At 55.0% G+C, this 12,423-nt stretch carries 13 protein-coding genes and 1 pseudogene; 8 read left to right on the forward strand and 6 right to left on the reverse strand.

The window, feature by feature from the left end; all coding sequences use genetic code 11:
• Positions 1-15: 15 nt before the first annotated feature.
• From mobF to ACZRMH_RS24375, 3 genes are read right to left on the reverse strand one after another with little or no spacing between them, the layout of a single operon-like run.
• Complete coding sequence (gene mobF / locus ACZRMH_RS24365; RefSeq protein ID WP_048377553.1) at positions 16-2,982, reverse strand: MobF family relaxase; 2,967 nt, start codon at positions 2,980-2,982, stop codon at positions 16-18.
• Positions 2,983-2,992: 10 nt separating this feature from the next.
• Complete coding sequence (locus tag ACZRMH_RS24370; RefSeq protein ID WP_048377552.1) at positions 2,993-4,546, reverse strand: type IV secretion system DNA-binding domain-containing protein; 1,554 nt, start codon at positions 4,544-4,546, stop codon at positions 2,993-2,995.
• Entirely contained in the window at positions 4,546-4,932 is a 387-nt protein-coding gene (locus ACZRMH_RS24375) for a hypothetical protein (RefSeq protein WP_048377551.1), read from the reverse strand. The genes ACZRMH_RS24370 and ACZRMH_RS24375 overlap by 1 nt, the downstream gene beginning before the upstream one ends.
• 429 nt (positions 4,933-5,361) lie before the next feature.
• Between ACZRMH_RS24375 and ACZRMH_RS24380 the strand changes: the two genes are divergently transcribed.
• From ACZRMH_RS24380 to ACZRMH_RS24395, 4 genes are all read left to right on the forward strand, one after another.
• On the forward strand, positions 5,362-5,814 hold the full coding sequence (locus ACZRMH_RS24380) for a hypothetical protein (RefSeq protein WP_048377550.1): 453 nt from the start codon (positions 5,362-5,364) through the stop codon (positions 5,812-5,814).
• On the forward strand, positions 5,811-6,533 hold the full coding sequence (stbB, locus tag ACZRMH_RS24385) for a StbB family protein (protein WP_048377549.1): 723 nt from the start codon (positions 5,811-5,813) through the stop codon (positions 6,531-6,533). Before ACZRMH_RS24380 ends, stbB begins: the two co-directional genes overlap by 4 nt.
• A 5-nt stretch (positions 6,534-6,538) precedes the next feature.
• Positions 6,539-6,928: a hypothetical protein gene (locus ACZRMH_RS24390; protein WP_048377548.1), complete on the forward strand. Its 390-nt coding sequence runs from the start codon at positions 6,539-6,541 to the stop codon at positions 6,926-6,928.
• 133 nt (positions 6,929-7,061) lie between these two features.
• A complete protein-coding gene (locus ACZRMH_RS24395; protein WP_048377547.1) occupies positions 7,062-7,856 on the forward strand; it encodes a SprT-like domain-containing protein in 795 nt (264 codons plus the stop codon).
• Between the two features lie 720 nt (positions 7,857-8,576).
• Here the strand turns inward: ACZRMH_RS24395 and ACZRMH_RS24400 are convergent.
• On the reverse strand, positions 8,577-8,816 hold the full coding sequence (locus ACZRMH_RS24400; protein WP_081791613.1) for a hypothetical protein: 240 nt from the start codon (positions 8,814-8,816) through the stop codon (positions 8,577-8,579).
• A gap of 314 nt (positions 8,817-9,130) precedes the next feature.
• On the opposite strand from ACZRMH_RS24400, the gene ACZRMH_RS24405 reads away from it, so the two are divergent.
• Genes ACZRMH_RS24405 through ACZRMH_RS24420 form a run of 4 tightly spaced genes read left to right on the forward strand, consistent with a single transcriptional unit; the run spans position 9,131 to position 10,852 of the window.
• The gene (locus ACZRMH_RS24405) at positions 9,131-9,871 is read left to right on the forward strand and encodes a GIN domain-containing protein (RefSeq protein ID WP_019334897.1); all 741 of its coding nucleotides are present in this window, start codon (positions 9,131-9,133) and stop codon (positions 9,869-9,871) included.
• 6 nt (positions 9,872-9,877) lie between these two features.
• Positions 9,878-10,291, forward strand: coding sequence for a hypothetical protein (locus ACZRMH_RS24410; protein WP_016502319.1), 414 nt, complete (start codon positions 9,878-9,880; stop codon positions 10,289-10,291).
• 13 nt (positions 10,292-10,304) lie between these two features.
• On the forward strand, positions 10,305-10,577 hold the full coding sequence (locus ACZRMH_RS24415; protein WP_016502318.1) for a CopG family ribbon-helix-helix protein: 273 nt from the start codon (positions 10,305-10,307) through the stop codon (positions 10,575-10,577).
• Positions 10,577-10,852 (forward strand): type II toxin-antitoxin system RelE/ParE family toxin, encoded by a 276-nt coding sequence (locus tag ACZRMH_RS24420; RefSeq protein ID WP_095003315.1) that lies wholly within the window; start codon positions 10,577-10,579, stop codon positions 10,850-10,852. The genes ACZRMH_RS24415 and ACZRMH_RS24420 overlap by 1 nt, the downstream gene beginning before the upstream one ends.
• A 143-nt stretch (positions 10,853-10,995) precedes the next feature.
• Here ACZRMH_RS24420 and ACZRMH_RS24425 read toward each other — a convergent pair whose 3' ends face one another.
• Together ACZRMH_RS24425 and ACZRMH_RS24430 are read right to left on the reverse strand one after the other, a co-directional pair.
• Positions 10,996-11,265 carry a hypothetical protein gene (locus ACZRMH_RS24425; RefSeq protein WP_011077892.1) on the reverse strand — a complete coding sequence of 90 codons (270 nt, stop codon included), beginning with the start codon at positions 11,263-11,265 and terminating at the stop codon, positions 10,996-10,998.
• Positions 11,266-11,475: 210 nt separating this feature from the next.
• Positions 11,476-12,319, reverse strand: a pseudogene (locus ACZRMH_RS24430) (putative bifunctional diguanylate cyclase/phosphodiesterase); the annotation flags it as partial.
• Positions 12,320-12,423: the final 104 nt, after the last annotated feature.

Below are 12,423 nucleotides of genomic sequence, written 5' to 3' on the forward strand. Positions count from 1 at the left end.
ATAAGGCAAAGTTCACTAATTTGGTATGCCGCCGCTTGGGCTGTTGGGCCGCATGCGTTTTTCGCGTTCCAAAGCTCGCTCGGTTTTTGGCCCATCCACAACCGTTTTCGGGGCGTGCGCTTTCTGCAGGCGCTGGGCGTCCCGCTCTTTTTGCAGCGCCAGTGCCGTGGTTTTGTCGTAGCGCTTGGCAATAGAACCCGGCAAACCGGCGATAGCATCGGTGTAGATCCTCGCTTCCAACCGCGCCCGACTGATGGCCACGTAGAACAGATTTAGCGAAGTGGTACGGCTCTTGGTGTTCACGGAGATCATCACGCGATCATTGGTTAGGCCCTGCGCACTGTGAACAGTCGCGGAATAAGCGTGTTCCAGGTGCAGCGGTTTGTTCGATGGCAGCTTCACCACGCGCTCCGGCTTTCCGTCGCGCTCTCTGGTCGAAGCCAGCTCGATCATGCCGTTGGCTGTGCTGATAACTCGCATCCGGTCGCCGTTGGTGAGGTCGAGTGATGGCGTGTTGCGGGTGATGCGTACCAGGTCGCCAATGGACAGCTCCGGGCGCTCTGCCTTGTAGACGCTGAGCTTTGTAACCTGTCGCGAGTTGATCTGACGGCTCTGGCCATCGGCACCGGTCACGACAAGGATGTTTCCCGGTAACGCCTGTTTGACGGTGTAGTTCTCGCCACGAACCAAGCCCGCTTTTTTGTAGTCTTTCTCCGGCTGAATGACCATTCCTTGCTGGTAGGTCGGTGCGTAGCGCCGCTCTGCCTGAGTCATATCAACGCGGTTCAACGTGTCGAACTTCGCCCCCCGGCCCTCAAGGCCCAATGCCTTGCGCGCCAAAGTGTTGATCTCTTTGCGGTCTTTGTTTGTACCGGCAACGATCAATACCTCTCTACGCTCCTGGTCAGTCAGTTGCATGTAGTCGTTGACGATCGCTTGATGTCGATCGATAGGGTTGCGCAGTTCCTCAATGTGCTTGATGTGCTGCAGCGACTTGGGAGTATTGCCATCGGCGGCGTGCTCGACGGCTAATTTCAACTCGGGGTCTTTCTGCCGCTGGATCTCCTTGATCCGGGCGGTTTGCATGCCGTTCTGCTGGAGCTGGGCGAATGGTTTTCCCGCCTCGATGGCCTCGGTCTGTTTGGTATCGCCCAGCTGAACAAGGCGGGCCCCGGACTTTTCCACCAGCCGCATGAGCTGTTCCATCTGGCGAGCGCCGACGACACCGGCCTCGTCGAGAACAATGATAGTCCTCTCGTCCAGGGTCTTGTCTTTGGTGTTGAAAAAGCTGGCCAGGGTATGAGCGTCCATCCCCTCGTTTTTGAGTGCGGCAACTTGGTTCCCATACGGCGCCAATGCGAGGATTCGATAGCCGAGTTGATCCTCTGTCTTGCCGTAACTCATTGCCTCGTTGACGGATGTGAGCAGTTGCACGGCCCGCTCAACGGAGTAGGTTTTGCCCGTACCAGCATCACCCTGAATGCCGACAAACCGATTCTCCGTGCTGACGATGGTCTCGACGGCTTGCCGTTGGCCAGCGGTGAGGGTTGATCCTTCAAGTGCTTTAGCGACCTGCTCCTGGGACATGAGCGGCGTCACCTGGCCCCGGCCAGTGCGCTCAATGGCAAGGATGGCTTTCTCGCGCTTCAAGCCTTTCTGTGTGGTGTAGCGCTTCTCGGTTGGCACCAATGAACCGCGCTCGATGGCGGTGGCCACGTACTGTTTTGCCTGCTTGTCCGTCCAGCCTTTCAACTCCTGCAGGTGAGCTTGCCAACCTGCAGGCGACAACACGGGCGCGTTTTCCGTGGGCTGTGCCATTGAGTAGGCCGGTGCTGACTCTATGAGCGTACCTTGTTGTACCAGCCGGGCTATTTCGGCCCGTACCTGGTCAGGCCCGGCCAACCCTACCGAACGCTGGAGCGCCACGGTCAACAGGTCCAACTGGGTAACAACCTGTTCACGCTCGGTCAGGTGATTGATTGCGTATTGCACAACGGCTTGGGCCGGTGTCAGCCCTGCGGGTAGATTGGGATCAGATGGAACGCGGCCAGCGCCTGACGCTGGGCCTGATTCACCATACTCGCGGCCATCCAATCGGCTTTGTGGGCCGTAGTCGATCCCTAACTCGCGGCTTTTCGTCACCCAATACTGTTTCACCAGATCGTGGTCGCGCTCGTCTTTGTGCGGCCTGGTGGCCATTGAGATAACTTGTTTTTCCAGAGTGGTCGCGTCGGCCCGGGTTTTCCCGTCCTTGGCCAACGCTTCTTCAATGACTTTGCTGCGGCTGGAGAATGCTTCGATCTGTTCCCGTGAAATGTGATTCAGCTCGAAGTTGCCTTTGCCATCGAGTACGCGGATCTCGTAGCCCAGCTCGCGCAGCTCCAAGGCCAGTTGGCCCTTGTACATGGCGTCAACTTCATGCTGAACCTTGAAAATATCGTCGTTGAACAAGGCACGCCATTTACCATCGGCGCGCTGCGTCATGTTCATGATCACCGCATGGGTGTGCAGTTGGGGATCCTTGCCGCGACTCATTTCGTGGCGAAACTTGCCAATGACCATGTTCCCCGTGCGTTCGCGCAGGAACTTGCCCTGTACCTTGCGCCGTGCCTGGGCGAGCTTTTCGACGTGGTGCATGGCCTTGGCCACCGCCCGGTCGTGAGCCAGGGTGACATTTTTGTCGCCGGCGACGAGTGCTTGCATCGACACCGATTTCGGCGCCGAGAATGTCATGTCCAAGCCCATGCGCCGCTTGTTGGTTTCGGCATTGAACGTGGTGTGGATCCGCTCGCCGTTCGGCAACTTGCCATCAAGCAGTTTGGCCAGTTGCAGCTGATCGACGGGGCCGACCAGGCCGAGCCGTTCGGCACCTTCGCCTTGCCACTCGCCGGGTGTTTCCTTGGCGTAGTAGTCGTCTGCAGCAGAGAAATAACGTGCTGCAGCGTACTGGTTGTTTCCTCGAATCGGCGTGACGTTGAGCATGCAACCTCCGTTACGCAGCCTGACCGGCAACGACTATTCCCTGCGCTCTCTCTTTGTGATTCACATAGGGCAGCTTGATTTTGGTGATAGGGAAGTCCTCACCGAATTTCAGATAAGCCTCAAGGTCTTTCAAATTTGAGATTTCGGAGTCCATGACCACGGGCTCTTTCTTGATCTCTGGCGAGCGGTTGCTGCGGCCGTTGCTGAAAGAGACACGCATACGCCTGACTTCCTGCTGGCCAAGGATCTCGCTGGCCTTGTCCGAGGTTTGTGCGTTGGATGCGGCAAGAATCACGTAATTACGGAAGCAAGACAGCACCGTTTCTGCATCGTGTTGGCCATAGCTGGTGATCAACTGCGACCAGTCCTGCAGACTGGCAACCATACGAAGGCCGTGTTTCCGGCCTTTGGTGGCTGCTGGCACGAACGATTCGAGTTTGCCCAGCGACTGCAGCTCGTCCAGGAACATCCAGAGACGTTTCCCGGTCATGGGCTCATAGCTGAGGATGGTCGCGCAGATCGTATCAATCCACATGGCCACCAATGGCTGCATGGTCGAGCGCATGTCCTCCCGCCAGGTGATAAACAGATTGCCCGCATTCGGGTCTGTCACCCACTTATGGATCGAGAAACTACCCTTGGTCATGAAGCGCAGCGGGCGAATGTACTTGTTCATCATGAACTGAATACTGGCAATCGCCTTTTCAGCGTTGTCGCGGAAATAGCCCTCGGAGTCGGTGTTGGCCAAGAACGCCCGAATGGTGTCCCCATCCTCCCGAACCAGCAGGTTTACCAGCGTGTCCTGGTTCGGGTTGTTGGTTTCCTTGAGCTTACGCATGGTGTCGGCCAGTACGTCACGGGCATACGCGCACCACTGTTCATCACCTGGATCCACCTGCGGCGGGATGATGGATTTCGCCATACGGTCGAAGTCGTGAACACCCTTGATCTCGTTGAACACCGTCCAACCTGCTGACCGAGCATCGAAGGGGTTGAGAATCACATCGCCTTTGAAACTGAACTTTGAGTAAAAGGTGCCGTTGGGATCGACAACGGCCATCTTGTCGTTACGCTTCAACGCCGAGACCATCATGCTTTCCATGGTGACGGACTTACCGGCACCGATGGACGCGCAAATCATGGTGTTTCGATCTTCAAGGTGCAGTGGCATCGGCACTTTGCCGACCATGATCGGTTCGATGTTTTCCAGCCCACTTTTGCGGCGTTCACGGTTGGTTTGGGCGTTACGTCTACGGACTTTGCTGTCCACGTAGTGCCAATTTCGCATGCGAGAACCGCGCAAATGCTCAATGAACCGTTCGCCACGGAACCCATCGTCGCAATACTCATTGAGGTAGTAGACCAGGGCACCGGCCACCACGGAGGTGGCCACCGTGCATCCGGCCATGATTGGGTTCTGCAGTGTCTGGTGCAATGTCTCGCGGAAGGCGCCGGGGAATGGTGTAAACGGCATCTGCGCCAGGTAGGCGCCGCCGACCCAACCGGCGATTGGCAGAGCAATCCCCGCCGTCAATATTGCGCTATCGACTTCTTGTTTGTGCACTAGTCCTCTCCTGATAGACGTTCAATGTCCTTAGCCAACTCGGGCAACAGAGCGGCTAATGCTTCCTCGTTGCTCCCCAATGCGGACAGTTCGGCACGCAGCTCGCTGAGCTTTCCTTGCGTGCTGTTCTGTCGTAGCAGGTAGACCACGATGGCCAGAATGGTTCGGTTAGTGGCCTGCGCCTGGTCGAGTGATTCGAGCAAACTCATGATTCGTTGTTGGTCTGCCCACTGGTCGATTCCGCCCTGGTGGCTGTCCACTTTGGACGGCTCAAGCAGACGATCACGCATGTAGGTGGACAGGTGTTTGTAGCCTGCCAAAGCAGCCGATTCCTCGACCCTGGCCAGCTGCTCATCGTTCAAACGTATCGGTACGGTCTTCCCCACATTGCCCCCTCATGGCGGTCAAAATCCCCCCTTGAAATGGAGGGGTCCAGGTCTTCGAGTTCATGTATAACAAATGTAATACACAAAACACTATTAAAATATGGTCCATATTGTATATTTGTAATACATCTGTATCACATGTGCATTCAGGCAAAACCCACTGGAAGCACTGTATATGCTGGGCTGACCTCCCGCTAGGGAGGTGCGTGATGTGTATTAAGATTTTGATCCTGTTAAGGATCAAAAATTATGCTCTTGTTAAGGGCGTATCCATCATTTAGGTCGAAGACCGTAGAAGAGGGTACAGGTAGGGTGCAAGGTGGGTGCTGTAAGGCTGCACAATGGATGCAGGAAGGGTTTAGCTTGACTATGTGTAGGGGGTAAGTAGGATGCACAAAGAGAGCAATAAGGGTGCATATAGGGTGCAATATGGCAAAGCTAGACCTAGCGACTGCATTGCAGGCAGTTGAACCGGAAACCAAGGCGGCACAAATACGCCAGGTGATGCCGATTATCGAGCAGCAATTGAAGGCGGGAGTTAGACGCCAAGCGATCCTGAATGTGCTCAAGGAGCAGGGGATCGAGATCAGCATGGAGACGCTGAAAAGTTACCTGTATCGGTATCGCAAGTCGGTCAAGGCCGGAACGGTCGAAGCACCGGCAAATGTGCCAAATTCGCAGTCAGCTGCGGTAGTGCCAGAGGCAACCGCCGAAAAGCTGGAAATTGTATCGTACGATACAAAGACGGAAAGTCAGGATCTACCGGCGCCAATAATGGCGCCGAACGAATTGAGCAAGATCATGAACCCTGGGGATGATGTGAACGCCTCAGAACTGGCTCGCTACGAGAGTGCGAGCCCAAGCAGAAGGAGACGCACATGAGTAAAATCGCCGTAGTGAATTTCAGCGGCAACACCGGCAAGACGACTGTATCTGATCAGTTGTTGTCGCCCCGGATGGACGCGCCGCGCTTCGCCATCGAGACAATCAACGCGGGGGCTTCTGACACTGCCGCCGAGATCGAGCGTATGAAGGGGCGTCAGTTCGGCGAGCTGCAAGAATGGCTGATGGTCGAGAGCAAAGCTGTGGTCGACGTGGGAGCCTCGAACGTCGAAGACTTCTTCAAGTACATGGGGCAGTTCGCTGGCTCGCAGGAAGAGTTCGATTACTTCCTGGTGCCCACGGTCAGCGAGAAGAAGCAGCAGGCCGACACGATCAACACGATCAAGACGCTATCGGCGCTTGGCGTACCAGCCAAGCGAATCCTGGTCGTGTTCAACAAGGTGCAGATTGACGATGCAGACGACCTGCCGCAAACCTTCTCGGCGGTGTTCGGCTTTCACAAGCTGGAGAAGAAATTCACCCTCAACCCTGACGCGGTGATCTATTCCAACGAGGTGTTCGAGCGGCTGCGTGCGTTCAAGAAAAACATTTCCGAGGTCGTGAAAGACACCACGCCGTACCGTGAGCAGTTGAAAGACGCGAAGACCGAAGAAGACAAGGAGCACGCCATACGGATGATATCGGTTCAGCGCCTGGCTAAGTCGGCCTGGAAGAACCTCGATGACGTGTACGCGGCGCTGTTCGGGAAAGGGAAGTAACGGCGATGGGCAAGGATCCGACAACCGCCCGCGAAGCGTTGGCGGTTCAGATGATGGAAGACATTGACGCCCTGGTGCGCCGTCTCGAAGAAGTGGACGGCGAACTGGGGGCGAAACTGGACCAGGCGATCAAGGACGGCGCGGCCAAGGCGTTGCTGCAGACGCGGTTGAACTTCGAGTCAATGATGGAAACCCAGCAGGTGGCGTTGCTGCAGGCTGGCCGTGAGGCCGCCGCCAGGATCGGTAACGAGCTGAACCGCAGTTCGGCGCCGCTGATCCTAGCAGCCGGAGGGCTGCGCCGTTGGTTCTTGGCGTTCACGCTTACGGCGTTGGTATCAGCGATTGTCGCCGGTGCCGTGGGTGCTTTCATCGGGTATCGACTGGCAACAATGTAAGGGGGGCGCCCCCTTTTATTGGGGTTTATCCTGTATCGTACGATACAGGATAAACTTTCCGTATTGCCACAACCCTCCCCCCGTAGGCGATCAGGCCAGGGGGGATTTCTCGCGTGCGAGAAAAGGAGGACACATGACCGCAACTGCCAGTCAGGAACTGTACGAAGAAATCGAAGGCGCCTATGCGTACTTCAACGAGGTGCTGTTTGATGGCCAACTCCCTGGCTGTCTGTTCACGTTGCAGCGCAAAAGCAACACGTTCGGGTACTACTCTGAGTCGCGCTTTCTTCGCCGGAACGGCGAAGGAAAGAGCGATGAGATTGCGCTGAACCCTGCATATTTCGCGCACCGTCGCGTAGAGCAGACCCTATCCACACTGGCACATGAGCAAGTCCACCAGTGGCAGGCCCATTTCGGCAAGCGCTCCCGATCCGGGTATCACAACGCGGAATGGGCGAACAAAATGCAGTCCATCGGGCTGATGCCGTCCGACACCGGCGAGCCTGGCGGGAAACGTCATGGCCAGCAGATGACGCACTACATCATCGAGGGCGGGCCGTTCGATCTTTCCAGCAAGGAACTGATCGAACAGGGCCGCATGTTGTCCTGGATCGACGTGGTAACCAAACGGGTTCCTATGTCGGCAGTGCTGCTCTACGGGCCTGGCGGCGAGCCGGTGCCAGGTACGCCGGAAGATCCGACGATAGATATATCGGCGCTGACCTCGGCGGGTTTGCTGCAGCCAGATCCTGGCAAGGAAGACCCGAAGAACAAGCGCAAGTACACCTGTCCGAGTTGCCACCTGAATCTATGGGGCAAACCGGGGCTTAGCGGTCGGATTCAATGTATTGAGTGCGCAGTCCCGTTTGTGGACTCGAAAGAGCTGGTCGAAGTCCCGCCAGAGGTGGCGGCTGAGAGCGGCGAATAGGCCCGCGCAGATCGCGGGCGAAGCCCGAACCATTCCAACTTGCGGATCCAAGGGGGGCACCCCTTTGGTCGCCGAAGGCATTCCGATGCAATGGCCAGCGCATGAAAAATCGCCCAGCGAGCGGGGCCCGTCAGAGGCCAGAGCGAGCGATGCAGTTATCCACGGGCCGGGAGGTTTCTTGCCCGGGCGGTGGATAACTGCAGGGTGATTTCCTGAGTCGTGCGCAGATCCAGGACGCGGGCTGTTGCATCGCCCGGGCTATCGGCTTTTTCCCTGTATCGATATAAAGAGTGGGGGACGTTGACCTGGTGCAAGCGGAGCGCGCAGCCCGGGACGGGCGAAGGCGTGAGGATCGAAGCCCGAAGGGCCAAGACCCGGCGCGCTTTTGGCCGGGGCTTGGTTTACGAGAGCCGTTTCGGCGAGGCCGAACACGCACAGCGGCGGGGTCACACCGGCTCGCGTTGCGGGTAACGCACCCTATGTTCAATCGGGGGTACAGAGAAGGGGTGCATAGAGAAAACGGAAAAAATCGTACGATAGGCCCTGTGACCCGCAAAGTTCGGGCATGTCTCTGTCAGAGTGTTTGCACTTGCTCGGTTTGCCTTTCATTTCTTGACTACAATCGTGGGAGCTGAAGGATCAGATCCCCTCAACAAAAGCCCCGTCAAGATGCCGGGGCTTTTGTTTTCAGTCCACACCGTTGAGCAGAGAACGACTAGATCATGGTGAGCTGATGCCGGTAGGTGTTGTCATAGAGGTTTGATAGTGCTCCATGTTCAGTCTTTCGCATTCAGCATCTGCTTCTATCTGTGTCGGGTAGGTGAACTGCAATCGCTGCTTATCTTGATTGTCATAAATATCAAACCCGCCAGGAACTGTAGTGGAGTGAAAGCGAGTTCCATTACGAATCGATCCTGTTTCGATGGGGATCGCAGGAACAACAACAAATCTCTGAATCATCGTCGCGTCCTTGTGTTGAGTGAATCTTAACTAATAGCGGCAGCCCGCCACTTCTTCAAGTTTTGATAAACCCAATGACAACCAAGCAGCCTGAAGCCGTGGCCTGTCAGGTTGAAGTCATAGAGGTTTGTAGGGAAACGTCAGGAAAAGCCGAAATAGCCCCTATCTTGACGTACTTCGGTCGTCCGGTCTGACGCCAGGTTGAGGCATAGCCCAACCTGACGGATCGATTGACAGCTCATTATTATTCACTATGATTAACCCTGAGTCGAGCTATGGCAAAGTCACTCAAAATAAATCACAAAGGATAGATGATGAGCCAATCCAGCCCTTTGACGCACCAGGATGCCAACCATCGCGATTCCGCATGGGAGCGTGCTGCCAACTACGAGAAGGAAGAGCGCCCCATCCACCCAGTTAGCAAAATTGTGATCAAGGGGGCGGTTGATGTTGTGTTCTTTCGCTCGTCATCAGCGCACCTGGTCGTGGCAGGGGAAAACGTGGAAGCCATTCGTAACATCAAGACCCGCTTCGAGGGTGACAAGCTGATCATCGAGCAGGAGGGCATTTCCATTAGCGGCTATGGGGGCAATATTCACGTTTCTGGTACCGGCAACATTTTCGTGGGCGGAACGATCAATGTCGGTGGACGCCACGGCGGCGTCACTATGCAGTCCAAGGGGCGAAGCATCGTTGGAATCGCATTGCCTGAAGCCCCCAGTATCCGCATCAAGGGCAGTGGCGACGTGACCCTGTACGACCTTCAGCAGACCGTCCTCGATCTAGGCATCCAAGGTTCGGGCGATATCACGGCCTTTGGTCGCGTGGGTCTTCTGGACGCCGAGATAGCCGGTTCGGGCGACGTGGACGCCAGCGAGCTGGTCGCTACGTCCGCCAAACTGTCGGTAGTCGGCTCCGGTGATATCGACGCCTATGTCAGCGACTCAGTGAAGGCACGCGTGGCGGGTTCCGGTGACATCGTGGTGCGCGGTAACCCGCCGACCCGCGACCATTCCGTTGCCGGCTCAGGCGACATCAAGTTCAAGAAGAAGTGACGCTCCATGAAGAATGACCAAGAACGAACCGAGCTGTTGCAGCAGATCGACAAGCTGTTGACGGCAGTGGATTCGATGCAAACCTGCCTCGAAGCGCCCGAGGCCACAAACGCCGATGGCAGCTTTGACATTGCTCGCACCAACTTGCGTATCACGGCCAACGAGGCCGCGCAGGTTGTCGAACGTCAGCGAGGCGCGCAGGAGCAGCGTGAAAAGTCTCGTCCAAAAGTAACGCTGGCCACGTCGTTACTTGCCGGCGCTGAAGCGTCTGAATGGCAGGCCAACAAGCTCAAAACTAATGGCGATGAGGCCGGTGCCCGCCAGGCCAGCGAACATGCCGTCACTCTGCGCCGGATGGCATCGGAAGCGGCGGTTACTGAACGCCGGCAGAGCATGCACCTTGTACCTACCATTGATTAGGAGTAACCCCATCATGGCAACCACCGCGAAAACCCGATCCGTCACGGCTCACGTCCCTGTGCAACTGGCCGAAAAGGTCGATTTGATGGCTGAGCGCCTGGAACGCTCCAAGAACTGGATCGTCAAGCAGGCTCTGGCCGCCTGGATAGACCAGGAAGAAGAACGTAGTCGCCTGACCCGTGAGGCATTGGCCGATGTGGATGCTGGTCGCGTGATCGATCATCAAGCTGTCCAGGCCTGGGCTGAAAGCCTCAGCACTGACACTCCGTTGCCGGTACCGCGCTGATGGAGTTGAAGTGGACAAGCAAGGCGCTTTCCGACATTTCCCGGTTGTATGAGTTTCTGGCGTCGGTGAATCAGCCTGCCGCCGCACGAACAGTGCAGCAACTCACAGCCGCACCTTCCACGCTGCTGGCCAACCCGCGCATTGGCGAACGCCTGGAAGAATTCGATCCACGGGATGTGCGCCGAATTCAGATCGGCCATTACGAGATGCGTTACGAGATAGTGGATTCCACTATCTACCTACTGCGCCTGTGGCACACCCGCGAAGACCGATAGGTTTGGCTGGGCCAGGAACGGAATACATCAAACTGGCGAGCCTACGACTGATCAGAAAACCTTAGCGTACGATTTTTTCCGAATTCTGTAGGCTCCCCTAATCCAAGGCCAACCTCCTGTGCTAATTCGCCCAGTCTAGGGGACTATAGATCGCCAGTCATCAGTAGCTCTCTCAGTATGCTGAGATTTTTCCTGATTTCAACTTCTACCTTTCCAGAATAATCAAGTGCCTCAAGCGTATTCTTTGTTTGGTTCATTGCCTCTGCTATTATATCAATGGCAGTTTTTCTTGATGCTGCCATATTTTCTAGAGTCTGTTCCCCTGCATCTAGCATTGTTACGATATCTTGTTTGCTTAACTTATCATAATTCACGTTACGGAGTTGCTCTAGTATTAACTCTTGATCCGACATATATGATCCTCTTTATTATTATCGATTTGTTGTTTATGATAATATTAATTATTTCATTGTTCCAGAAAATAACAGCTGGGATAGTGTATCATAAAAAATATATTTCGAGCGAATGGGGAAAGTCGGTCGAGCCATGCGCATAACCAATCCATGGCATTGGACGCACAGTATATCGTTACCGGTGGATAAATGAATTAACCGCTCAATCCACTAGGTTGCGACGACGCAATCAGTTCGTGGACGGTGCGGTTTATCTATTACCCCCTCTAGATAAATGAGCAGGGACAAACTTCGCCACCCAAGATAGCACTTTTTCTACCGGCATGGGTTTCGCAATACCATAGCCTTGCGCTACATCACAACCTAGGTTCATCAGCAACACTTCGTGCTCAACCGTTTCAACCCCTTCAGCAATAACCTCGCGGTTAAACGATTTCGCTAGACCGATGATCGCCTTAGTCAGCCCCAAGCTGTCTTTATCGATGAGTATGTCGCGTATAAAAGATTTGTCTATCTTGATTGACTGCGTGGGCAGTTGTTTAAGGTAGCTCAGCGATGAATACCCGGTTCCAAAGTCGTCCAACGAAAATGTCACACCCAGATCCTGGCAAGCAATGAGGCACTGAGTGACATGTGATAAGTGTTCTATCACCACTGATTCGGTAATCTCAATATCCAACATCTGCGGCAAAACATTAGGGTGGCTGTCCAGCAAAAACTTTAGGGACTTTACAAAGTTTTCTTTTTTGAAATGTAATGCTGAAATGTTTACACTCACAGACCACGAATGACCCAAGTCCGCCCATTGTTCTATTTGACTGAGCGCCTGATCTATGACCCACTCGCCGATCTCCACGATCAGATCGCTCTGCTCAATCAACGGTATAAAATACTGCGGTAATATAAGTCCATCTCGCGGATGCTGCCAACGCAATAGCGCTTCAAAACCAATCACTGCCCCACTGCTCAAACTTATTTTTGGTTGATAATGCAAGCATAACTCACCATCATGTAACGCTTGGCGAACCCGTATTACGGTATCAAAAGCTGATTTATCCATGGCGGTTGCAGGAGCTGAGTGCAACACGGTTATTGAATTGAAGCCGGAGCATCATGCCGCATAGCCAAGGCTTCCTGCATCACCTCTCCCATGACTTC

Source organism: Pseudomonas sp. B414 (genome assembly GCF_055408445.1).